Origin of the sequence: Antiquaquibacter oligotrophicus (assembly GCF_020535405.1) — a bacterium.
Classification (GTDB): domain Bacteria; phylum Actinomycetota; class Actinomycetes; order Actinomycetales; family Microbacteriaceae; genus Rhodoglobus; species Rhodoglobus oligotrophicus.
Map to the genome: position 1 here is coordinate 1,935,583 of NZ_CP085036.1, position 23,283 is coordinate 1,958,865.

At 64.9% G+C, this 23,283-nt stretch carries 19 protein-coding genes; 14 read left to right on the forward strand and 5 right to left on the reverse strand.

All coding sequences use genetic code 11. The annotated features are described in order from the left end of the window. Nucleotides 1-27: 27 nt before the first annotated feature. The 13 genes from LH407_RS09565 to LH407_RS09625 all read left to right on the forward strand — a co-directional run bounded on the left by LH407_RS09565 (nt 28) and on the right by LH407_RS09625 (nt 15,671). Nucleotides 28-1,188 carry a cystathionine gamma-synthase gene (locus LH407_RS09565; protein WP_322134218.1) on the forward strand — a complete coding sequence of 387 codons (1,161 nt, stop codon included), beginning with the start codon at nt 28-30 and terminating at the stop codon, nt 1,186-1,188. A 98-nt stretch (nt 1,189-1,286) separates the two neighbouring features. Continuing rightward, complete coding sequence (locus LH407_RS09570; protein ID WP_322134217.1) at nt 1,287-2,582, forward strand: APC family permease; 1,296 nt, start codon at nt 1,287-1,289, stop codon at nt 2,580-2,582. Then, entirely contained in the window at nt 2,572-3,249 is a 678-nt protein-coding gene (locus tag LH407_RS09575; protein ID WP_322134216.1) for a cyclase family protein, read from the forward strand. The genes LH407_RS09570 and LH407_RS09575 overlap by 11 nt, the downstream gene beginning before the upstream one ends. Nucleotides 3,250-3,284: 35 nt before the next feature. Next, a complete protein-coding gene (locus tag LH407_RS09580; protein ID WP_322134215.1) occupies nt 3,285-4,295 on the forward strand; it encodes a LacI family DNA-binding transcriptional regulator in 1,011 nt (336 codons plus the stop codon). Nucleotides 4,296-4,355: 60 nt separating this feature from the next. Then, nucleotides 4,356-5,063, forward strand: a complete 708-nt coding sequence (locus LH407_RS09585) for an L-ribulose-5-phosphate 4-epimerase (protein ID WP_322134214.1) — start codon at nt 4,356-4,358, stop codon at nt 5,061-5,063. After that, the gene (locus tag LH407_RS09590) at nt 5,060-6,649 is read left to right on the forward strand and encodes a xylulokinase (protein WP_322134213.1); all 1,590 of its coding nucleotides are present in this window, start codon (nt 5,060-5,062) and stop codon (nt 6,647-6,649) included. The genes LH407_RS09585 and LH407_RS09590 overlap by 4 nt, the downstream gene beginning before the upstream one ends. Before the next feature lie 30 nt (nt 6,650-6,679). Further along, nucleotides 6,680-8,197, forward strand: coding sequence for an L-arabinose isomerase (araA, locus tag LH407_RS09595; RefSeq protein WP_322134212.1), 1,518 nt, complete (start codon nt 6,680-6,682; stop codon nt 8,195-8,197). Nucleotides 8,198-8,337: 140 nt separating this feature from the next. Continuing rightward, nucleotides 8,338-9,363, forward strand: coding sequence for a LacI family DNA-binding transcriptional regulator (locus LH407_RS09600; RefSeq protein ID WP_322134211.1), 1,026 nt, complete (start codon nt 8,338-8,340; stop codon nt 9,361-9,363). A gap of 140 nt (nt 9,364-9,503) precedes the next feature. Continuing rightward, nucleotides 9,504-10,214, forward strand: a complete 711-nt coding sequence (locus LH407_RS09605) for an L-ribulose-5-phosphate 4-epimerase (RefSeq protein ID WP_322134210.1) — start codon at nt 9,504-9,506, stop codon at nt 10,212-10,214. 115 nt (nt 10,215-10,329) lie between these two features. Then, nucleotides 10,330-11,451, forward strand: coding sequence for a multiple monosaccharide ABC transporter substrate-binding protein (chvE, locus tag LH407_RS09610; RefSeq protein ID WP_322134209.1), 1,122 nt, complete (start codon nt 10,330-10,332; stop codon nt 11,449-11,451). Between the two features lie 121 nt (nt 11,452-11,572). Further along, entirely contained in the window at nt 11,573-13,102 is a 1,530-nt protein-coding gene (gene mmsA / locus LH407_RS09615; RefSeq protein ID WP_322134208.1) for a multiple monosaccharide ABC transporter ATP-binding protein, read from the forward strand. Nucleotides 13,103-13,134: 32 nt separating this feature from the next. Next, nucleotides 13,135-14,358, forward strand: coding sequence for a multiple monosaccharide ABC transporter permease (gene mmsB / locus LH407_RS09620; protein WP_322134207.1), 1,224 nt, complete (start codon nt 13,135-13,137; stop codon nt 14,356-14,358). A 107-nt stretch (nt 14,359-14,465) separates the two neighbouring features. Beyond that, complete coding sequence (locus LH407_RS09625; protein ID WP_322134206.1) at nt 14,466-15,671, forward strand: ROK family transcriptional regulator; 1,206 nt, start codon at nt 14,466-14,468, stop codon at nt 15,669-15,671. 32 nt (nt 15,672-15,703) lie between these two features. Here LH407_RS09625 and xylB read toward each other — a convergent pair whose 3' ends face one another. The 4 genes from xylB to LH407_RS09645 form a co-directional block, all read right to left on the reverse strand. Then, entirely contained in the window at nt 15,704-17,080 is a 1,377-nt protein-coding gene (xylB, locus tag LH407_RS09630) for a xylulokinase (protein ID WP_322134205.1), read from the reverse strand. Between the two features lie 117 nt (nt 17,081-17,197). Beyond that, nucleotides 17,198-18,394, reverse strand: a complete 1,197-nt coding sequence (gene xylA / locus LH407_RS09635; RefSeq protein ID WP_322134204.1) for a xylose isomerase — start codon at nt 18,392-18,394, stop codon at nt 17,198-17,200. 50 nt (nt 18,395-18,444) lie between these two features. Continuing rightward, nucleotides 18,445-19,407: an ABC transporter permease gene (locus LH407_RS09640; protein ID WP_322134946.1), complete on the reverse strand. Its 963-nt coding sequence runs from the start codon at nt 19,405-19,407 to the stop codon at nt 18,445-18,447. Nucleotides 19,408-19,478: 71 nt separating this feature from the next. Continuing rightward, the gene (locus LH407_RS09645) at nt 19,479-21,002 is read right to left on the reverse strand and encodes a sugar ABC transporter ATP-binding protein (RefSeq protein WP_322134203.1); all 1,524 of its coding nucleotides are present in this window, start codon (nt 21,000-21,002) and stop codon (nt 19,479-19,481) included. A gap of 289 nt (nt 21,003-21,291) precedes the next feature. Between LH407_RS09645 and LH407_RS09650 the strand changes: the two genes are divergently transcribed. After that, on the forward strand, nt 21,292-22,344 hold the full coding sequence (locus LH407_RS09650; RefSeq protein WP_322134202.1) for a substrate-binding domain-containing protein: 1,053 nt from the start codon (nt 21,292-21,294) through the stop codon (nt 22,342-22,344). 97 nt (nt 22,345-22,441) lie between these two features. Here the strand turns inward: LH407_RS09650 and LH407_RS09655 are convergent, their stop codons facing one another. Next, nucleotides 22,442-22,978, reverse strand: a complete 537-nt coding sequence (locus LH407_RS09655) for a hypothetical protein (protein WP_322134201.1) — start codon at nt 22,976-22,978, stop codon at nt 22,442-22,444. Between the last annotated feature and the right edge of the window lie 305 nt (nt 22,979-23,283).

Genomic DNA, 23,283 nt, shown 5'->3' on the forward strand with positions numbered 1-23,283 from the left:
CGACTTCACCCGACAGAGAGATCCCCCGTGTCCGAAACACCCGACTACCACTTCTCTACCCGAGCCATCCGTGCCGGCCAGGACTTCGACCCGTCGACGGGCTCGGTTGTCCCTCCCGTCTATCTCACGTCGACGTTTGTGCAGGACGGCATCGGGGGTTTCCGTGGAGGCTACGAGTACGCGCGCGGCGGTAATCCCACACGCGATTCGCTCCAAGAGTTGCTCGCCTCCCTCGAGGGGGGAGCCGCGGCCTTCAGCTTCGCCTCCGGACTCGCGGCGGAGGACACCCTGCTGCGATCCATCCTGAAGCCCGGTGACCACATCGTCATGGGTAACGACGTCTACGGCGGAACCCACCGGCTCGTGAGCCGCGTGTTTGTGCCGTGGGGGGTCTCGATTTCCACGGTCGAGATGGGTGACCTCGAGATGGTCCGCCACGCGATCCGGCCGGACGCCACCAAGATCCTGTGGGTCGAGACGCCGTCGAATCCGCTCATGAAGATCACCGACATCGAGGCGCTCGCCGCCCTCGGCCACGAGTTCGGCGCGACCGTTGTTGTCGACAACACCTTTGCCTCGCCCTACCTGCAGCGCCCCCTCGAACTCGGGGCGGATGTTGTTGTGCACTCCACAACCAAGTACCTCGGTGGCCACTCCGACGTGCTCGGCGGTGCAATCGTTCTGAACGATCCCGAGCTCATCGAGAAGGTCGGGTTCCTTCAGTTCGGTGTTGGGGCCGTCTCCGGTCCGATGGATGCCTGGCTCACCGTTCGGGGAATCAAGACCCTTGCCGTGCGCATGGACAAGCACTCCGCGAATGCCGCGGCGATCGCGGATCGCCTGGTCGGGCATCCGAAGCTCGAGCGGGTCTTCTACCCGGGTCTGCCGGATCACCCCGGTCACGATTTGGCCGCCCGCCAGATGAAGTCGTTCGGCGGGATGATTTCGGTTGCTGTCGCCGGTGGTGCCGCCGCGGCCAAACGTTTCGCGGAGTCCACGGTGCTCTTCCAGCTGGCCGAGTCGCTCGGTGGTGTCGAGTCGCTCATCGGCTACCCGTCGGAGATGACGCACGCGTCGGTCAAGGGCACGGCCCTCGAGGTGCCGGAGAACATCGTGCGCCTCTCGGTCGGTATTGAGGACGTCGACGATCTCATCGCCGACCTCCTCGGCGCGCTCGACCGCCTGTAGGACCCCGGCTCGTCCTACTCGATGCCGGTGGCGGCTTATGCCGTTCGCTTGGCAGGAATGTGCTCGTGTTGGCGAAACTGCCACTCCACAATGGAAACGTGACCACGACGAATGAGCGGGCGGATGCCGAGGCCCCCGCACACACGGGGCGCATCGGTGTCGTGCAGGCATCGGCCCTGTACATCGCCGCGGTGCTCGGAACGGGCATCCTCGTGCTGCCGGGGCTCGCCTCCGAGGCGGCGGGGCCTGCGTCGATCCTTGCCGTTGCCGCCGTGTTCCTCCTCTCCATCCCTCTCGCGAGTACGTTCGGTGCGCTCGCCGCGCGATATCCGGACGCGGGCGGAGTTGCTACTTTCGTGCGGCTCGCCCTCGGGGATACCGCAGCTCGGATGGCCGGCTACTGGTTTCTCTTCGGTGTCCAGTTCGGTGCGCCCGTTGTGGCAACACTCGGCGCGGAATACCTCGCGTCGGCGATCGGTGCCGACCGCTCGGTGGTGTGGATGATCGCACTGGCCTTTCTCGCGGTGCCGCTCGGGATCGGATTTTTCGGTCTGCGAGTGAGCGGAAAGGTCCAGCTCGGGCTCACGGGTCTCCTCGTTGTTGTTGTGCTCGGTGTTGTCGCCGTCACGGCGCCCGACGTGCGCACGCCGAACTTCGAACCGTTCCTCCCGCACGGCTGGGCCGGGGTCGCCACGGCGATCAGTCTCTTCGTGTGGGCCTTCGCCGGGTGGGAGGCCGTGACACACATTGCGGGCGAGTTCCGTAACCCGCGGCGCACGATCCCCATTGCGACCGCCGTTGCGGTGGTTGTGGTGGGAGCGGCCTACCTCGCCCTACAGGTGGTGACGGTCGGTGTGCTCGGCGGCGACGGCGCACCGAGTGTGGTGCCCCTCATCGATCTTGTCGCGGTGAGTGTTCCGGAGTGGGGGCCCGCGGTCGTCGCGGCGATTGCCGCGGTTGTCGCGCTCGGTGTGTTGAACGCGTACGTTCCGGCGTTCGCGAACCTCGCGGCATCCCTCGGTCGAGACGGCCACCTCCCGCGCTGGTTCGGCAAGGGGGCCGAGGCGGGTGCCGTGCCGCGGCGTGCACTGGCCCTTATCGCGGTCATCGAACTGGCGTATTTCGGCATCGCGGCCTCGCGGGGGCTCGACCTCACCCCGTTCATCCTCATCCACACGTCGTCGATGGTGGCCGTCTACGTGGTGGGCTCGCTCGCCGCCGTGCGGTTGCTCGCGCGCTTCAGCCTCGGCTGGTGGATGGCCGTGGTCTCGCTTGTCCTCACCGTTGGGCTGCTCGTGCTCGCGGGTGCCAACCTGCTCATCCCCGCACTTCTTGCCGTGATCGCTGTCGTGGTCACGGTCGTGCGCATCAGAAGGAGAACTCGTGCCCAATGAGACACGCCGCCGCGTCGTCGACCTCAGCCACGTCATTCGCGCAGGCCTCGTCACCTACCCCGGGCTGCCCGCTCCCGAGATCGAGCCGTTTCTCACTCGAGAGGACTCTCGCGGAAAGTATGCGGAGGGTACGGAGTTCGCGATGGATGTCATCCGCCTCATCGGAAACACGGGCACCTACCTCGACAGCCCCTGGCACCGGTACGCGGACGGCGCCGACCTTGCCGGCCTGGATCTCGCGACTCTTGTCGATCTCCGGGCCGAGGTTTTCCACATCCGAGACTCGACGGAGCGCGGAGTGCCTGCCGGTGTATTCCAGGAACGGAATGTGACGGATGCCGCGGTGCTCATCGACACCGGATGGAGCAACCACTTCGGTACCCCCGCCTACGGGGTCGACGCCCCGTACCTCTCGCGCGAGGCGGTCGAGTACCTGGTGGACCAGCGCCCGGCGCTCGTCGGAATCGACTCGCTCAATATCGACGACACCCAGAGCGGGGGCGAGCGCCCCGTGCACTCGGCTTTGCTCGCCGCGGGAATCCACGTCGTTGAGCACCTCACGCGACTCGACGAACTGCCGCCGAGTGGTGCCCGATTCACGGCTGCGCCGCCGGCGATCCACGAGTTCGGCACCTTCCCGGTGCGAGCGTTCGCGATCCTGGACTGACGTCCCTCGCGCGGCCCTGCACTAAGGTCGGGGACGTGGCCAGCGCGGGAGACGGACAAAAGCCCAACATCCGTCATGTCGCGCGCCTGGCCGGCGTCTCGCACACCACGGTGTCCCGCGTCATCAACGATCACCCGCGTATCGCGCCGGAAACGCGTGAGCGTGTTCTCGGCATCATGCGCGAGCTCAACTACCGACCCAATAGCGCGGCCCGCGCTCTCGCCAACCGTCGAACTCACCGGATCGGCGTCATCGTGGACAGTGTTGTCGAGTTCGGTCCCGGCAGCACGGTGCGGGCCATTGAGGAGGCGGCGCACGAGCGCGGATACACGGTGAGCACGATTGCCGTCGACGACCGCGTCTCGACCTCCGATGCGCTCGGCACCCTCGATGCCATCGGCGTCGACGGGCTCTGCCTCATCACTCCGCGGTCGTCGTCGGTCGAGTCGCTGCGATCGGGAGCGCTCGATGTGCCAGCGCTTGTGGTGGGGCCTGAGCCCGAGCCCGACTTTTTCACCGTCTCGGTTGATCAGCGCCGCGGCGCCCGCCTCGCGGTCGAGCACCTGATCGAGCTCGGGCACCGCGACATCCTCCATCTCGCCGGCCCCCTCGACTGGCTGGATGCCCGTGCGCGCGCATCGGAGTGGACCCGCTGCATGACCGAGGCGGGTCTGCGCCCGCGTCCCGTTGTGGTGGGGGACTGGACCTCGGACTCCGGTTACGCGTTCGGTCGCAGCCTCACGACCATGCCCGCGTTCACGGCGGTGTTCGCCGCCAACGACCGGATGGCGCTGGGTCTCATCCACGCGTTACACGAGCAGGGCATCCGGGTTCCCGACGACATCAGTGTCATCGGCTTCGACGACCTGCCGGATGCTCGGCATTTTCTTCCGCCGCTCACGACGGTCAGCCAGGATTTCCGCTCCCTCGGGGTGCTCAGCATGGAGACTCTTCTCGCCGCGATCGAGAGACGCGATGCGCCAGATCGCGGCCTCATCGAGCCGCATCTCGTGGTGCGCAACTCCACGGCGGCACCGCGAAGCTGAGCCCCCGCCCTCACCGCACCCTGTTGTCCGGTGCGCATGTGACCGGTAACATGGCCCACTGTGACTACCTATAGCCTCGATGTCGAGGCCTCCATCGCCGAGCTTCGCGCCCAGGTCGCAGAGCTCCACAACGAACTCGTCCGCAACAACCTCGTCGTCTGGACCGGCGGCAACGTCTCCGGTCGCGTGCCCGGTGCCGACCTCTTCGTCATCAAGCCCTCCGGAGTCGTCTACGACGAACTCAGCCCCGAGAACATGATCCTGTGTGATCTCGACGGCGACGTCATCCCCGGCACTCCGGGGTCCGAGCGCAGCCCGTCGAGCGACACCGCGGCCCACGCCTACGTGTATCGCAACATGCCGTGGGTCGGTGGAGTCGTGCACACACACTCCACCTACGCCACGGCGTGGGCGGCACGCGGCGAAGAGATCCCGTGCGTCATCACCGCGATGGCGGACGAGTTCGGTGGCCCGATCCCGATCGGGCCCTTCGCCATCATCGGGGACGACTCCATCGGTCGCGGCATCGTCGACACGCTGAGCGGTCATCGGTCTCGCGCGGTGCTCATGCAGAATCACGGGCCGTTCACGATCGGCGTCTCCGCTCGCGACGCCGTGAAGGCTGCGGTCATGGTGGAGGATGTCGCGCGCACCGTGCACCTCGCGCGAGAGGCCGGGTCGCTCATCCCCATTCCCCAGGAGGCGATCGACCGCCTCTACGACAGGTATCAGAACGTTTACGGACAGGGAGAGGACGAGCGCCGATGAACTCAGCAGTTGACGCGATCAGTTCAGGCCGGGCATCCCTCGGGATCGAGCTCGGCTCGACCAGAATCAAGGCGTGCCTCGTGGGCGACGACCCTTCCGAGGTGCTTGCCGTCGGCGACTTCGAGTGGGAGAACCAACTCGTCGACGGTCGCTGGACGTACTCCCTCGACTCCGTGTGGCAGGGTGTGCAGGCCGCCTACGTGGGGCTCGCGGATGACGCGGAACGGCGCCACGGCGTTCGCCCTACCTCCTTCGGCGCCATCGGCATTTCGGCGATGATGCACGGCTACCTCGCGTTCGACGCGGACGGCGAACTTCTCGTCCCCTTCCGCACGTGGCGCAACACGTCGACGGGGCCAGCGGCAGAGGCGCTCACCGAAGCGTTCGGGTTCGCGATCCCCCTGCGGTGGTCGGTCGCGCACGTCTACCAGGCGGTGCTCGACAACGAGAGCCACGTTGCGCACATCGACTACCTCACGACCCTCGCAGGTTACGTGCACTGGAAGCTCACGGGAGAGCGGGTCCTCGGCGTCGGAGATGCCTCCGGCATGTTCCCGATCAACGATGCCACCCGCGGATATGACGAGACCATGCTGACCGCGTTCGACGGGCTCGTCGCACAGCGTGCGCCGGGGTTGGACCTGCGGTCGGTGCTACCTGCGGTCCTTCCGGCCGGACGCGAGGCTGGAGCCCTCACCGAGGAGGGCGCCGCGCTCCTCGACCCAACGGGATCGGTGAGGCCGGGCATCCGGTTCGCTCCTCCCGAGGGCGACGCGGGAACCGGCATGGTCGCGACCAACGCTGTCGCACCTCGCGGTGGCAACGTGAGCGCCGGCACCAGCATCTTCGCCATGGTCGTGCTCGAGGGGCCACTCGCGAACCTCCACGAGGAACTCGACCTCGTCACGACTCCTGCTGGCGACCCCGTGGCAATGGTCCACTGCAACAACGGTGCGAGCGAACTCGCCGCCTGGGTGGGGCTCTTCCGACGGTTCGCCGAGTCCGCGGGTGCCGATATCGATGCGGATGCCGTCTACCGCACGCTCTTCACCGAGTCGCTCGACGGCGCGGCCGACGCCGGCGGACTTCTCGCCTACAACCAGCTCTCGGGCGAGCCGATCGTCGGCCTCGACGAGGGACGGCCGCTGGTGGTGCGCGCCGACGATAGCGTGTTCTCCCTCGCGAACTTCATGCGAGCGCAGCTCTACGGTGTGTTCGCGTCCCTGAGTATCGGAATGTCGGTGCTCGACGAGGAGGGTGTTGCCCTCGATCGGATGTATGCCCACGGCGGCATCTTCCGCACCGCGGGTGTCGCCCAACGTTTTCTCGCGGCGGCGCTGAATGCGCCGGTCTCCGTGGCAGCAACCGCGTCCGAGGGCGGACCGTGGGGCATGGCGGTGCTCGCCGCGTACACGGCATCCGGCGCTGAACAGAGCCTGCCCGACTACTTGCGCGACCGGGTGTTCCAGGGCGCGCAGCTCAGCGACGTCGATCCTGACCCCGCCGACGTTGCCGGCTTTGCCTCGTACCTCGAGCGCTACCGCGCGGGGCTCGCCATCGAGCACGCCGCGATCCAGGCCCTCTGACTCACGCACGAACAACAACAAGGACACATCATGACGAGCATCATCCCGGACCTCACGACCAAAACCGTGTGGTTCCTCACCGGCAGCCAGGACCTCTACGGAGAGGAGACCCTGCGCCAGGTCGCCGAGCAATCCCAGGAGGTCGCGCGAGCCCTGGAGGAGTCGTCCGACATCCCGGTCACGATCGAGTGGAAGCCTGTGCTCAAGTCGAGTGACGGCATCCGTCGAGCCATGATCGACGCCAACTCCGATGACAACGTCATCGGTGTCATCACGTGGGCGCACACGTTCAGCCCGTCGAAGATGTGGATTCACGGACTCAACGTGCTCGAGAAGCCGTTGCTACACCTTCACACCCAGGCGAACGTCGCGCTGCCGTGGGACGAGATCGACTTCGACTTCATGAACCTCAACCAGGCCGCCCACGGCGACCGGGAGCACGCCTACATCCTCAGCCGCATGAACGTGCCGCGCAAGACGGTGGTGGGCCACGTCAGTAACCCCGCAGTTCTCTCGCAGGTGGGCAACTGGACTCGCGCCGCGGCCGGGTGGGATGCCGCGCAGAACATGAAGCTCGCGCGCTTCGGCGACAACATGCGCTTCGTTGCCGTCACGGAGGGGGACAAGACCGAGGCCGAGATTCGTCTCGGCGTTCAGGTCAACACGTGGGGTGTGAACGAGCTCGCGGATGCCGTCCACGCGGCCTCGGACGCCGACATCGACGCCCTCGTCGCCGAGTACGAGGCCACCTACGACGTTGTTCCGGAACTGCGGAAGGGGGGCGAGCGTCACGAGTCCCTCCGCTACGGCGCGGCCATCGAACTGGGTCTGCGGAGTTTCCTCGAGGCAGGGGGCTTCACTGCCTTCACCACGAGCTTCGAGGATCTCGGCGCGTTGCGTCAGCTACCGGGGCTCGCGGTGCAGCGCCTCATGGCCGACGGCTACGGTTTCGGAGCGGAGGGCGACTGGAAGACGGCGGTGCTCGTGCGCGTCGCAAACGTCATGGGTGCAGGGCTCCCCGGCGGGGCATCCCTCATGGAGGACTACACCTACCACCTCACGCCGGGGGAGGAGAAGATCCTCGGCGCCCACATGCTCGAGGTGAGTCCGTCGCTCACGACCTCGAAGCCGAGCCTCGAGATCCACCCGCTCGGCATCGGCGGCAAGGAGGACCCGGTTCGCCTGGTCTTCACGGCCGACTCCGGCCCCGCGGTTGTTGTGGCGCTGAGCGACATGCGCGATCGCTTCCGCCTCGTCGCCAACGTCGTCGAGAACGTGCCGCTCGACGCCCCCATGCCGAAGCTCCCGGTCGGTCGTGCGGTGTGGAAGCCCGCACCCGACTTCGCGACGAGCGCCGCTGCGTGGCTCACGGCGGGTGCGGCACACCACACGGTCATGTCGACCGCGGTGAGTGTCGACGTGTTCCGCGATTTCGCCGAGATGGGTGGCATCGAGCTCCTCGTCATCGACGAAGACACAACCCTGCGTGACTTCCAGCGCGAGGTGCGCTGGAACGCCGCCTACTACCGCCTAGCCCAGGGCATCTAAACCTCGGTACGTTACGGAGGATGCCACGCCGGTGCGGCCACTCGAGGTGGCCGCACCGCGGCGTGGCATCCTCCGCAAACGTCGCCCCGAGAGCGTTCGGGGTACGACGTGGTATAAAAATGTGAACGTACACACGAGCGATGGGGCGCGGACGGAACATGGAGCCAGAGAAGGTTCGTGCGCCGAACATCCGTGATGTCGCTCGTCTTGCTGGCGTCTCGTACCAGACCGTGTCCCGTGTGCTCAACGATCACCCGAGCATCCGGGAGTCGACGAAACAGCGTGTTCTCGAGGTTATCCGGGAGATCGGCTACCGCCCGAACCAGGCGGCTCGCGCTTTGGTCACGAGCCGGTCGCGCACGATCGGTGTGCTCACGGCCCAGACGGTGAACTATGGGCCGTCTACGAGTGTGACGGCCATCGAGCACGCCGCGCGCGAGGCCGGCTACCGCATCACGATCACGAGTATCGCCTCCAAGGACTACGCCTCGATTCGCTCCGCGCTCGATCACCTGCGCACCCAAGCCGTCGAGGCCATCGTCGTGATTGCGCCCCAGGTCCGTGTGCTCGAGGCGATTCGCGAACTCGATCTCGACGTGCCCTACATCACCCTGCAGAATGCAGAACTCGGTGCCCACAGTATGTCGATCGACCAGGTCGCTGGCGCGCGTATGGCCACACGACACCTCATCGACCTCGGGCACACCGAGATCATGCACATCTCCGGTCCTCAGGACTGGATCGAGGCGGAAGCCAGGATGCAGGGCTACCTCGACGAACTCAACGATCGTGATCTTCGCACCAGGGCACCGATCCTCGGTGACTGGACCGCGCACTTCGGCTACTACGCGGGGCTCGAGCTCTTGCGCTTCCGCGACTTCACGGCACTCTTTGCGGGCAATGACCAGATGGCGCTCGGCTTCATTCACGCGTGCTGGGACTCCGGTTTGGATGTGCCGGGGGACATCAGTGTCGTCGGTTTCGACGACATCCCCGAGGCTGCGCACTTCTACCCGCCGTTGACGACGGTGCGCCAGAACTTCGCCGAGATCGGACGTCGGGCTATCTCGTTGCTGCTGGCTGAACTCCAGGGTGACCCGGTCGACCACGCGCAGATCGAGCCGGAACTGGTGGTCCGCCGTTCCTCCGCTGCACCGCGTTCCTGAACCTCATAGCTGGCTGTCATCGTTTCGTGATCATCCAGGCTTGACAGATGTGACCGTTTCGCGTGTAGTGTGTTCCCCGGCATGTGAAACGGTCACATCGGCAGTCACATGGCCAGTCGAGAACAAGACGATGGAGTCGCATGAAAGCCTTCACCCCCGAGATCGAGGTGGCGATCGCGCGCACCCGGGATGAGGTCGCAGCGCTTCACTCCGAGCTCGTTCGCAACGGCCTCGTCGCGTGGACGGGCGGTAACGTCTCCGGTCGCGTTCCTGGCGCCGACGTCTTCGTCATCAAGCCCTCCGGTGTGAGCTATGACGAGCTCAGCCCCGAGAACATGATCGTGTGCGACCTCGACGGCTCGATCATCCCCGACACCCCCGGCAGTGAGCGTGCGCCGTCGAGCGACACCGCTGCCCACGCCTACGTCTACCGCAACATGGAGCACGTCGGTGGTGTCGTCCACACGCACTCCCCCTACGCGACGGCCTGGGCCGCGCGAGGCGAAGCGATCCCGTGTGTGCTCACGGCCATGGCCGACGAGTTCGGCGGCGAGATCCCCGTTGGACCCTTCGCGATCATCGGCGACGACTCCATCGGTCGCGGCATCGTCGAAACGCTGAGCGGTCACCGCTCGCGTGCGGTGCTCATGCGCAATCACGGCCCATTCACGATCGGTCGTGACGCACGCGACGCCGTGAAGGCCGCCGTCATGCTCGAGGATGTCGCGCGCACCGTGCACATCGCGCGTCAGGGCGGCGAGCCACTCCAGATTCCGCAGGGCGCCATCGACTCGCTCTACGACCGGTATCAGAACGTTTACGGACAGCACGCCAAGGCGGTGCTCCCGTGACCACACAGGACTCCCCGGGATTCGTCCCGGTCAGAGACCCGGCCTTCATGGACGAGGCCGGGAAAGTTGCACCGAATACAACGACAACGAAGTCCATCAATCGAAAGGAAACACAGTGAAGAAGAGAGCACTTCTTTCGCTCGTCGCCTCTGGCGCCCTGGTCGTCGGCCTTGCTGCCTGCGCCCCGGCCGGTAACGGCGGCGACTCCGGTGGCGGCGAAGGCGGCCTCATCGGTGTTGCGATGCCCACCAAGTCCTCGGAGCGTTGGATCGCCGACGGCAACGCCGTCAAGGCGACGCTCGAGGAGCAGGGCTTCCAGGTCGACCTGCAGTACGCGGAGGATGACATCCCCACGCAGGTCAGCCAGATCGAGAACATGATCACCAAGGGTGCGAAGGCACTCATCATCGCGTCGATCGACGGCACGACCCTCTCCGAGGTTCTGCAGACCGCCGCGGATGCCGAGATCCCCGTGATCGCGTATGACCGCCTCATCCGCGACTCCGAGAACGTCGACTACTACGCGACCTTCGACAACTTCCTCGTCGGCCAGCAGCAGGCGTGGACGGTCCTCAACGGCCTCGGACTCACCGAGCTCGACGGAACGCCCATCGACGGTGCGCCCGCCGGTCCGTTCAACATCGAGCTCTTCGCTGGTTCGCTCGACGACAACAACGCGTTCTTCTTCTGGGATGGCGCGATGGATGCCTTCCAGCCGTTCTTCGACAACGGAACGCTCGTCGTCAAGTCGGGTCAGACCACGATCGAGCAGGCCGCGACGCTCCGCTGGGACGGCGAGACCGCTCAGAGCCGCATGGAGGACCTCCTCACCGCGAACTACTCGGACGGCAGCAAGGTCAACGCCGTTCTCAGCCCGTACGACGGCATCTCGCGTGGAATCATCTCCGCCCTCACCGACGCCGGATACTCGGTCGGTGCAGAGTGGCCGATCATCTCCGGTCAGGACGCCGAGGTCGACTCGGTCAAGGCGATCCTCGCTGGTGAGCAGTACGCGACCATCTTCAAGGACACGCGTGAGCTCGCAAAGGTTGCGGCCGGTATGGCCATCGCGATCCTGAACGGCGACGAGCCCGAGGTCAACGACACCGAGACGTACGACAACGGCGTCAAGGTCGTTCCGTCCTACCTCCTCCCGCCGGTTCCGGTTGTGAAGGACAACGTCGTCGAGGCTCTCGTCGACACCGGTTACTGGACTGAGGCTGACCTCGGTCTGTAATACCAGGGTCGTCTAGACCCACCGCCGGTGGCGGGGGAGAGCATCCCTCGCCACCGGCTCCCTCCACTTTTTCCGCAAGCCGACCGCCCGCAGTAGGGCCCCGATCAAGGAAGACGGCACAGTGACTCAGAACATCCTCGAGATGCGGTCCATCACGAAGACCTTCCCCGGAGTGAAGGCGCTCTCGAACGTCACGCTCGAGGTCGCGCGAGGCGAGGTTCACGCCATTTGTGGTGAGAACGGCGCCGGCAAGTCGACGCTCATGAAGGTGCTCTCCGGTGTGTACCCGCACGGTACCTACGAGGGTGACATCGTCTTCGAGGACAAGGTTGTCGAATTCCGCGACATCCGCGACTCCGAGGCCGAGGGCATCGTCATCATCCACCAGGAGCTCGCCCTCAGCCCGTACCTCTCGATCGCCGAGAACATCTTCCTCAACAACGAGGTCAAGGGGCCGCTCGGTCTCATCGACTGGAACAAAACCAACCAGGAGGCGAAGGCGCTCCTGGCCCGCGTCGGCCTCAAAGAGAACCCGACCACCCGCATCATGGACATCGGTGTCGGCAAGCAGCAGCTCGTGGAGATCGCCAAGGCGCTCTCCAAGCGCGTGAAGCTCCTCATCCTCGACGAACCGACCGCGGCCCTCAACGACGAGGACTCCGACCACCTGCTCGACCTGATCCTTCACCTCAAGGGCCAGGGGATCACGTCGATCATCATCAGCCACAAGCTCAACGAGATTAAGAAGATCGCCGACTCTGTGACGGTCATCCGCGACGGCAAGACGATCGAGACGATCGCCAAGTCGGATGTCACGGAGGAGCGCATCATCAAGGACATGGTCGGTCGCGACCTCGAACACCGCTACCCCGACCACACGCCGCACATCGGCGAAGAGATCCTCCGCGTCGAGGACTGGACCGCCCACCACCCGCAGGACCCGACGCGTGTCATCGTCGACCGGGTCAATCTCACGGTGCGTCGCGGTGAGATCGTCGGTATCGCCGGCCTCATGGGGGCGGGGCGTACCGAGTTCGCGATGAGCCTCTTCGGACGCTCCTACGGGTCACGCGTGAGCGGCAAGGTGTTCAAGGAGGGCAAGGAGATCCAGACGCGAACGGTCGACGAGGCCATTCGCAACGGACTCGCGTACGCGACCGAGGATCGCAAGACCTATGGCCTCAACCTCATCGAGGACATCAAGCGCAACGTCTCGGCGGCAGCCCTCGGCAAACTCGCGAAGCTCGGCCTCGTCAACGACAACGAGGAATACAAGGTCGCCAACGAGTACCGCAAGAGCATGAACATCAAGGCTCCGACGGTGCTCGCGAAGACGGGCAAGCTCTCGGGAGGAAACCAGCAGAAGGTCGTGCTGTCGAAGTGGATCTTCTCCGACCCCGACGTGCTGATCCTGGATGAACCGACTCGCGGTATCGACGTCGGCGCCAAGTACGAGATCTACACGATCATCAATCGCCTCGCCGCACAGGGCAAGGGCATCATCGTCATCTCGTCGGAGCTGCCGGAGTTGCTCGGCATCTGCGACCGCATCTACGCACTCTCCGAGGGCCGTATCACCGGTGAGCTTCCCATCGAGGAAGCCAACCCCGAAGCCCTCCTCACCCTCATGACCATGGAAACGCCCCGCTAGGGCCCGCCACACCCCACAAGGAGCACAGCACAATGTCGAACCTCGATACCGACCTCGTCGAGCAGGTCGGGCCTCCGCGCAATCGACTCACGAGCGCCCTCAGCCACGTCATCACCGACCTCGGCAAAAACGGCATCTTCCTCGCCCTCATCGCCGTGGTCGTGCTCTTCTCGATCCTGACGAACGGCATCCTGCTTTACCCGCAGAACATCTCCAACCTCATCGTGCAGAACGGGTACATCCTGATCCTCGCGATCGGTATGGTCATGGTCATCGTCGCGGGTCACATCGACCTGTCGGTGGGTTCCGTTGCGGCGTTCGTCGGCGCCGTGTCGGGTGTCTTCGCGGTGCAGTGGGGCCTGCCGTGGTGGCTGGCCATCATCCTGTCGCTGGGTGTCGGCGCGCTCGTCGGTGCCTGGCAGGGATTCTGGATCGCCTTCGTGGGGATTCCCGCCTTCATCGTGACCCTCGCGGGCATGCTCATCTTCCGTGGTCTTGCCCTCGTTGTTCTCGGCAACGCGAACATCGGTTCGTTCCCGGTCGAGTACCGCGCGCTCGGTAATGGATTCCTCACGGATGTCTTCGGCGAGTTCCCCATTGACCCGCTCACCATGGGTGTCGGTGTTATCGCGATCATCGCGTTCTGGGTCCAGCAGATCCGCGCCCGCCGCGGACGCCAGAGCTACGGCCAGGATGTCGAGCCGCTCGGCTGGTTCATCGGAAAGCTTGTGCTCCTCACTGTGGGTGTGCTGGCCTTCGCGTACGCGCTCGCGACCTTCAAGGGCATCCCGATCACGCTCATCATCCTCGCGGTGCTCGTCATGGTCTACGGCATCATCACCAACCGCAGTGTGTTCGGCCGCCACATCTACGCGATCGGTGGCAACCGCCACGCGGCAGAGCTGTCGGGTGTCAAGACCCGCCAGGTCGACTTCTGGATCTTCGTCAACATGGGCTTCCTCGCGGCGCTCGCGGGTCTCGTCTTCACCGCTCGTCTGAACCTCGCGGGCCCCAAGGCCGGTGACGGATTCGAGCTCGAGGCGATCTCGGCCGCCTTCATCGGTGGAGCTGCGGTTCAGGGCGGTGTGGGAACGATCGGTGGTGCCATCATCGGTGGTCTCATCATCGGTGTTCTCAACAACGGTATGTCGATCCTCGGTATCGGTATCGAGTGGCAGCAGGCCGTGAAGGGTCTCGTGCTGCTCTTCGCGGTCGCGTTCGACGTGTTCAACAAGCGTCGTTCCGGAGGCCGCTAACCGAAGGCTCACAGGGCCGCCGAAGGTAGGGAACTAATAGCGACATTCCTGGCATTAATGTTGCAATATTCCCTTACTTTCGGCGGCCGCTGTGCTTAAATGAACCCGTGAGTGACGTAACCGCCGGTTCATCCCGACTTCAGACGGACCTGTTTCAAATCCTGCGCGATGGCAAGGCGAGAACCCGAAGCGAGCTAGCCGGAATCACCGGGCTCGCGCGGTCCACCGTCGCGGCGCGCATCGAAGCGCTCATGGAGCTCGGTCTCATCGGCCCGATCGAGGACGCCGTGTCGACCGGAGGTCGCCCGTCGTCCCAGTTTGCGATCTCGGGCAGCAACCGCATCGTCGCGGGCGCCGACATCGGCGCATCCCACGTTCGAGTCGCGCTGAGCTCCCTCACGGGTGAGATCCAGGGTGAGCTCAAGGAGACCATTCCGATCGATCGCGGCCCGGAAGAGGTGCTCGGATGGGTCGTCTCCGGGCTCGAGAAACTCCTCGCGGAATCCGGCCGATCCGAAAGTGATCTGCTCGCCATCGGCGTTGGACTCCCCGGTCCGGTCGAGCACCGCTCCGGTCGCCCCATCAATCCGCCCATCATGCCCGGCTGGGACAAATTTGATGTACCCGGATGGATCGGGCGCTCGTTCTCGGTACCCGTCCTCGTCGACAACGACGTCAACATCATGGCCCTCGGCGAACGTCACGTCGCGTGGCCCGGAGTGGATCAGCTCATCTTCGTCAAGGTCGCCACGGGCATCGGCGCCGGCATCATCTCCGGCGGCGTACTGCAGCGCGGCGCCCAGGGCACAGCGGGCGACATCGGACACATCGCGGTGACCCGTGGCGAGGACATCCCGTGCCAGTGCGGTAACCGCGGATGCCTGGAGGCCCTGGCATCCGGACCGGCGATCGCGCGTGTCCTTCGTTCAGACAACGCCATCGAGGCGGAGACGAGCAACGACGTCGTGGGGCTCGTGAAACAGGGAAACCTGCAGGCCATCCAGGCGGTTCGACAGGCCGGGCGTGACATCGGCGAAGTACTCACGACGTGTGTGAGCCTCATGAACCCGCAAGTCATCGTCATCGGCGGATCGATCGCGCAGGCCGGCGAGCACATCATCGCGGGGGCTCGCGAGGTCGTCTACGCGCGATCGATGCCCTTGGCCACCGAGTCCCTCCACATCGTGCAGTCACGCACCGGAGCTGACGCGGCAATCGTGGGAGCGGCGCTTCTCGCGCTCGACCACGCGCTGTCCTACGTCAACGTGGAGAAGATGATTCTCGAGAACGAGCCGAAGCTCGCGCGAGCCTAGGCGCTGACCCGAAGGCCAGCGCCTAGCGCTCGTCAGACGGCCGCGTACTGCTCGCGGATGATCGGCCGGTAGTCCACCGCGGGCTCGGCCGACACGGGAACCACCCAAGCCGGGCGCTGGCCCGTGAGTGCCCACGCCGACTGCACCGCTGCACCCGCTGCGACATACTCGCCCGGCTGCGGAACAACGACGGGAACATCGAACACCTGGGCCGCGATCGTCGATACGGCGGGGTTCTGCGCTGCGCCACCCACGAGGAGGATGCGGCTGGCCGTAACTCCATTGGCGCGAAGGGCGTCGAGTCCCGCCGCGAGACCGCAGAGCAGACCCTCGATGGCGGCGCGCGCGAGGTTCTCGCGGGACGTCGAGGCGAGGGTCATGCCGAAGAGGGTGGCCGTGGCATCCGGCAGGTTGGGGGTGCGTTCGCCCTCGAAGTAGGGCTGGAGCACGAGACCCTCGGCGCCGGGCTGGGCCCTGAGGGCGAGCTCGCCGAGCTCGTTGTGTGTCACTCCGAGGAGCGCCGAGATCGAGTCGAGCACACGGGCTGCGTTGAGTGTTGCGACGAGGGGCAGGTACAGGCCGCTCGCGTCGGCGAAGCCCGCGACCGTTCCGCTGGCGTCGCGGCTCGGCGTCTCGGTGACGGCAAACACGGTGCCGCTCGTACCGATGGAGACCACAACATCTCCCGCGACGGCACCGAGGCCGAGGGCCGCGCCCGCGTTGTCGCCGGCACCTGGCCCGAAAACGAGGTTGCCGACCGCGCCCGCGCTCTCCGAGGGGGCAACGACACGCGGAACGATGGCCTCGTGGCCGAGGGCGATCGTCAGCAGCTCGTAGTCGTAGTCGTTCAGGGTGGGATTCCAGTAGCCGGTTCCACTCGCGTCGGAGCGATCCGTCGTGAGGGTGTCGAGACGCGGGTTCTCCGGGCCGAAGCCGCGCAGGCGCCACGTCAGCCAGTCGTGGGGGAGGGCGACCGCGGCCACACGTGCGGCGTTCTCCGGCTCGTTGTCGCGCAACCAGCGCAGCTTTGTCGAGGTGAAGCTCGCGACGGGCACCGAGCCGGTGCGCTCCACGATGTCCGGAACCTCAGCAGCGAGATCGCGAGCGGCCTGCGCCGAACGTGTGTCGTTCCAGAGCAGGGCGGGGCGGATGACGCGGCCGCCGGCATCGAGCACAACCATGCCGTGCTGCTGGCCCCCAACGGAGATGGCGGCCACGTCGTCGAGTCCACCCGCTTCCGCGATGGCGTCCTGCAGGGCATCCCACCACGCCTGGGGGTCTACCTCGGTTCCGGCCGGGTGGGATGCGCGGCCCGAGCGCACAACGGCGCCGGTCTCGGCATCCACGATGACAACTTTGCAGGACTGCGTCGATGAGTCGACGCCCGCGACCAGTGTGCGGTCACTCATGGGGTACCTCCGGTTGAGAGCGGGTGAAACGATTTCGTTGTGTAAAGAAAACCACCCCGCCTGGGGCTCCGAAGAGCACACCCAGACGGGGTGACGCTGTGTTTTCGGGTGACGGGACTAGCCGCGTGCGCCCATGAGGTGCTCGACAGCGAGCTGCTGCAGGCGAACGAAGTTGAAGCCCTTGCCGTTGAAGTAGGCAGTGGCGTCGAAGTCCTCGAACGCGGACTTGTCGGCGAGGAGCTCCTTGTAGGTCTCGCCGTCACCGAGCGTCGGAACCGAGATCTCGTCGACCTTGGCATCCTTGAGCGCCTGCTGGACCTCGGGGTCCGCACGGAAGGCAGCGGCACGCTCCTTGAGGAGCAGGTACATCTGCATGTTGGCCTTGACCGACTCCCAGACACCCGTCTCGTCCTCGGTGCGCGAGGGCTTGTAGTCGAAGTGACGCGGTCCGTCGTAGGACGGGGTGCCGTTCGGGCCACCGTTCTCGAGCAGGTCGACGAGCGAGAACGCGTTCTGCAGGTCGCCGTGACCGAAGACGAGGTCCTGGTCGTACTTGATTCCACGCTGACCGTTGAGGTCGATGTGGAAGAGCTTGCCGTGCTCCAGCGCCTGGGCGATGCCCTGCGTGAAGTTGAGGCCGGCCATCTGCTCGTGACCGGTCTCGGGGTTGAGGCCGACGAGCTCCGGACGGTCGAGGGTCGCGATGAACGCCATGGCGTGTCCCACAGTCGGCAGGAGGATGTCTCCACGGGGCTCGTTCGGCTTCGGCTCGATGGCGAAACGGATGTCGTAGCCGTTGTCCACGACGTAGTCACCGAGCGAGTTCACGGCCTCGCGGTAGCGCTCGAGCGCCCCACGGATGTCCTTCGCTGCGTCGTACTCAGCGCCCTCGCGGCCGCCCCACATCACGAAGGTCTTCGCACCGAGCTCGGCGGCGAGGTCGATGTTGCGGAGCACCTTACGCATCGCGAAGCGACGGACCTCGCGGTCGTTGGAGGTGAAGCCGCCGTCCTTGAAGACCGGGTGGCTGAACAGGTTCGTCGTGACCATCGGGATGATGAGACCGGTGTCCGCGAGCGCCTTCTTGAGACGGTCGATCTCGTGGCGACGCTCCTGCTCGGTCGCCTCGAAGGGGAAGAGGTCGTCATCGTGGAAGGTCATTCCGTACGCACCGAGCTCGCTCAGCTTGTTGACGGCGAAGACCGTGTCGACGGGTGCGCGGGTCGGTCCACCGAACGGGTCGGCGGCCTGCCAGCCGAAGGTCCAGAGTCCGAACGAGAACTTGTCCTCGCGGGTGGGGGTGAGAGAGCTCATGTTGTTCCTATTTCCTTGTTGAGATGGTCTAGCCCAGCCGGATGCCCGCGCTATCGCTTTCGCGCGTTGCCGCGCTCGGCGAGAGCCTGCTGGAGCATGACCGCGAGCACGATGATGATGCCCTTGGCAACAGCCTGGATCGACGTGTTCAGGTTGTTGATCGTGAAGATGTTGGTGAGGGTCGCGAAGATCAGAACACCGAAGACGGTGCCGATGATCGTTCCGCGTCCACCCGCGAGGAGGGTTCCACCGACAACGACGGCGGCGATCGCGTCGAGCTCGTACAGCGAGCCGTGCGTCGACACACCGGCCGTGGTGCGACCGAGGATCATGACCGCACCGATACCGGCTGCGAGTCCGGCGATCACGTAGAGGTAAACCGTGTGGCGCTTGACGTTGATACCGGCGAGGCGAGCCGCTTCACGGTTTCCACCGATCGCGACGGTGCGGCGACCGAAGGTCGTCTTGTTGAGGAGCACCCAGCCGACCGCGGCGACGATCGCGAACATCCACACGAGCGAGGGAATTCCGAGGAAGTCACCGCGTCCGAAGAACTCGACGAAGCTGTTGTCGCGAACGATCTGGCTCGTGCGGTTGGAGAAGATCTCCGCGAGACCGCGAGCGGCGACCAGCATGGCGAGGGTCGCCATGAAGGCGACAACTCGACCGTACGAGATCACGATTCCGTTGACGAGCCCCGCGAGGGCGCCGACGGCGATCGCGACGACAACCATGATCACCCAGGTGGTCTGTTCGGCGAAGATCTGCACCCACGACAGCGTGGCGACGACGGACGCGAGGCCGAGGACCGATCCGACCGAGAGGTCGATGCCGCCACCGATGATGACGAAGGTCATACCGATACTCAGCACACCGATGATCGATGCGAAGCGCACGAGGGTGAGGATGTTTTCGATGCTCGCGAAGCGCTCACCACCGGTGATGGCACCCACAACGAAGAGCAGGATGAGAGCAAGGATGAGGCCCAGGTTGCGGCCGAGGCCGCTGCCCATCAGGCGGGAGAAGCGAGCTTTGAAGCTCTTATCGTTCTTCTCCTGAGTCTCGATATCGACGGTCGTCGTGTTCACGCGGCCTTTCCTTCCATAACCAGGTCGAGCACTCCGTGCTCGTCAATCTCATTTGAGCTCACGGTGGTGAGCACACGTCCATCTGCGACAACCAGTACGCGGTCTGCGAGACCGAGTACCTCTTCGATTTCGCTGGAGACGACGATGATCGCCGTTCCCGCAGCGGTCAGCTCGCGAATGAGCTGGTAGATCTCCGACCGGGCGCCGACGTCGACACCGCGGGTGGGCTCATCGAGCAGAAGCACCTTCGTTCCGTGCACGACCCAGCGTGCGAGAAGGATCTTCTGCTGATTTCCTCCCGAGAGCAGTCCGGCTGCACGGTTCGGGTCGGACGGGCGCAGCTCGAACGCGTCGATCTGCTCCTGCGAGACCTTGCGCTCGGCGTTTTCGCGAACGAACGGACCGGCCGCGAATCGCGTGAAGGTCGAGAGGGTGATGTTCTTGTAGATCGGCTCGCCGAGCAGGAGGCCCTGGCTCTTGCGCTCCTCGGGGGAGAGCCCGATGCCGCGACGCACGGTATCGAGGATGGCCCCGGGCGGAAGTACCTTGCCGTCGAGGGTGACCGTTCCGCTGGTGCGCTTGATCGAGCCGTAAATCGTTTCGAGGATCTCCGAGCGGCCCGAACCGACGAGGCCGGCGAGTCCGATGACCTCTCCGGCGCGCACCTCGAGGTTGACACCCTCGAACATTCCGGCAGCGCCCAGGTCTTCGACCTTGAGCACGACGGGAGCGTCGGGGGCGACCGGGGTTGCTGGCGGGAAGACGTTCTCGATCTCGCGACCCGTCATGAGCTTGACGAGTTCCTTGGTCGGGGTGTCGGCGACGGCGAGGCCGTTGGCCATGCTGCGACCGTCCTTGATGACCGAGATGCGGTCACCGATCTGTCGGATCTCCTCGAGTCGGTGGGAGATGTAAACGACGGCGATGCCTTCGGAGGTGAGCTGGTCAACGACCTTGAACAGGTTCTTGACCTCTTCGGAGTCGAGCACGGCGGACGGCTCGTCCATGATGATGAGCTTGATGTCGTGCGAGAGGGCACGCGCCATCTGCACGATCTGCTTGTTGGCGGCGGACAGCGATCCCACCTCGCGCGTTGGCGCGAGGTCCCCGTGACCGAGGCGCTTGAGCAGTTCGCGTGTGCGACGGTTGGCCTCACGCGACTTCAGCATTCCGCCGCGGGCGAGTTCGTGGCCGAGGAAGATGTTCTCGGCGATGGTCAGCCCGTCGACGACGTCGAGCTCCTGGTACATCGTTGCGATGCCGAGATCGAGAGCCGCGGTGGGGCTACCGCCGATCGTGACCTCTTCGCCGTTCCAAAGGAACTCACCCTTGTCAGGAGTGTAGGCACCAGAGAGAATCTTGATGAGTGTCGATTTCCCGGCGCCGTTCTGGCCGAGGATGCAGTGAACCTCGCCTGGAGCGATGGACAGGTCGACACCTTTAAGGGCGCGCACCCCGGCGAAGGCCTTCGTGACGCCCTTCACCTCGAGCAGGGGTGTTTCATGGTCGGCTTTGATCATGAGGGCAACATAACAGAACTACCGAAACTTCGCAGCACCGGGGTGCCTCAGAGACGAGGTCACGATTCGGAATCAGCTTGACGACGGGGCGTTCTACGCACTAACAGCGGGCTATGATCAACTTCTGGTTGATGGTGCGTCATCTTATGTGTGATTGACAACCCACAAGCCACTGCTTATGTTGCATGAGACGTCAATGAGGACGATGGGGTTTTCCCGGGGTTTGTCCCGATCGCTTCTTCCTTGTTGATGGTTACTGCAGTTCACATTCGATTCAAGGAGGAATGACATGGTGGTTTCGAGGACGGTGAGCCGTAAGCTGCTCATCGCTGCTGGTGCAAGCCTTGCCACTGTTGGTTTGCTGGCCGGTTGTGCTGCTGGTACGCCGACGGACACGGGCACGGAGACCGGTGGTGGAGAGTCCACTGGTGGGAACGATGAGACGGGTGACACGGTTGTCATCGGTTTCTCGGGTCCTGCTGCTGACCACGGCTGGTTGGGTGCTATTAACTCGGCTGCTATTGCTGAGGCGGCGAAGTACCCGGACATTGAGCTGAAGGTTGCGGAGGGTACTAACGACGCGAACCTGCAGATCAGCCAGGTTGAGACGTTTGTCAACGAGGGTGTTGACGCGATCGTTCTGCTTCCGACCGATGGTGCGGCGCTGACGGAGGCTGCTATTGCGGCGATGGAGGCTGGCGTTCCGGTTGTTAACGTTGACCGTGAGTTCTCGAGCCCGTTCGCGGCTCGTACCACGATCCTCGGTGACAACTACGGTATGGGTGTTTCGGCTGGTACGTACATTTGTGAGCAGCTGGGTGACAACCCGGATGCGGTGATCGCTGAGATCGCCGGTATTGACTCGCTTCCGCTGACGCAGGACCGCACGCAGGGCTTCAACGATGCTCTTGCTGACTGTGGTCTGTCGGTGTCCAACCGTGTTGCTGCTGACTTCACCGTTGCCGGTGGTGAGGCTGTGACCTCGCAGCTGCTGTCGGCTGCACCGCAGATCGACGCGATCTGGAACCACGATGACGACCAGGGCATTGGTGTCCTGGCCGCTATCGCTGCTGCCGGTCGTGACGAGTTCTTCATGGTTGGTGGTGCTGGTTCTGCCAACGCCATGCGTGAGATCCAGTCCGGTGAGTCGGTGCTCCAGGCGACGGTTATCTACCCGTCGACCCAGGCCGCTGACGGCATCCGCCTGGCACGCCTGATCGCCCAGGGCAAGGTCATGAGCGACCTCGTCGAGGCTGCGGTGCCGGCACGTATCGTGCTCTACGCACCCGTGGTCACGGCCGAGAACGTGGAGGAGTTCCTCCCCACCGCGTTCGAGTCCTAAACCGAACACAGACGGTGCCCACGCAGAAACCTGCGTGGGCACCGTCCCTTTTAACGCGTACCCCTTAATAGGGGTACATCAGCGGTAGTAGGGCGCGTCAGCTCGAGCGCCGACGCCGCACCACAAAAAGCGCTGCTAGGAGCGCGACGAAGAGCACGCCGGCCGCGACGAGAGTCCAGATGAGCCAGGTGGGGATGCCCGTCGCCGTCGACGCGTCGGGAGCCGCGTCATCCGTCACGATGTCGACATCCATGGTCATGGTCGATGACGCGGTACCGGGAGTGGTGGTCGATACGGTGACGTCCCATGTGCCCTCGGTGAGGAACGGCTCCGGACTGATCCACAGGCCTTCCCCTTCGGGCGATGAGATGAGCCGTACGGGGCCGACAGCCGTGCCATCCGAGGCGACGGCGGTGGCCACCGGGTCCATGATCTCCGTGACAGGATGCCCGTCTTCGAGATAGTGCGCAATGAGGGAGATGCCGCCCGCGCCGTCCTGCCCGAACTCGAGTTCGAACGGCCCACCGTGCGCCAGTGCGGGTGTCGCTGCTCCCCACGCGAGCAGCGCTGCTACGGCGAGAGCGATCGCGCCCGGTTGTGCTTTGGATTTCCCTCGTCGTGTCTTCGTCGTCACCACGTCACTCCTCGATCGTGCGACCTATCGGGTCGCTTGCTGTCGACGGGCCACTGTAACCCGAAAGCCCGGCGTTCGCCTTGTCAGCGCGATCCGGCGGTGCCCTGTTTGCATTGCATACGAGAGGGATTTGTCATGACATTGTGCAACTTATGATTGACCTGCGCCAGAACCCCCCGTACGCTGAACGCACGGTAACCCCCAGCTTTGGGGGTACACCACGGGCTTGCGGTCCGATCGGGCTGCAATCTCCTGCGCACGACAAGGAAGTCGGTGCGCAAGCGCTCGATGATGACGCTGAAGGG

What these genes read in the sequence shown, in the direction of transcription:
- LH407_RS09650 (WP_322134202.1), top strand. Translation starts at nt 21,292, where the DNA reads ATGGTGGTTTCGAGGACGGTGAGCCGTAAGCTGCTCATCGCTGCTGGT.
- mmsB (WP_322134207.1), top strand. Translation starts at nt 13,135, where the DNA reads ATGTCGAACCTCGATACCGACCTCGTCGAGCAGGTCGGGCCTCCGCGC.
- araA (WP_322134212.1), top strand. Translation starts at nt 6,680, where the DNA reads ATGACGAGCATCATCCCGGACCTCACGACCAAAACCGTGTGGTTCCTC.
- LH407_RS09645 (WP_322134203.1), bottom strand. Translation starts at nt 21,002, where the DNA reads ATGATCAAAGCCGACCATGAAACACCCCTGCTCGAGGTGAAGGGCGTC.
- LH407_RS09600 (WP_322134211.1), top strand. Translation starts at nt 8,338, where the DNA reads ATGGGGCGCGGACGGAACATGGAGCCAGAGAAGGTTCGTGCGCCGAAC.
- LH407_RS09640 (WP_322134946.1), bottom strand. Translation starts at nt 19,407, where the DNA reads ATGGGCAGCGGCCTCGGCCGCAACCTGGGCCTCATCCTTGCTCTCATC.
- LH407_RS09605 (WP_322134210.1), top strand. Translation starts at nt 9,504, where the DNA reads ATGAAAGCCTTCACCCCCGAGATCGAGGTGGCGATCGCGCGCACCCGG.
- xylA (WP_322134204.1), bottom strand. Translation starts at nt 18,394, where the DNA reads ATGAGCTCTCTCACCCCCACCCGCGAGGACAAGTTCTCGTTCGGACTC.
- xylB (WP_322134205.1), bottom strand. Translation starts at nt 17,080, where the DNA reads ATGAGTGACCGCACACTGGTCGCGGGCGTCGACTCATCGACGCAGTCC.
- LH407_RS09590 (WP_322134213.1), top strand. Translation starts at nt 5,060, where the DNA reads ATGAACTCAGCAGTTGACGCGATCAGTTCAGGCCGGGCATCCCTCGGG.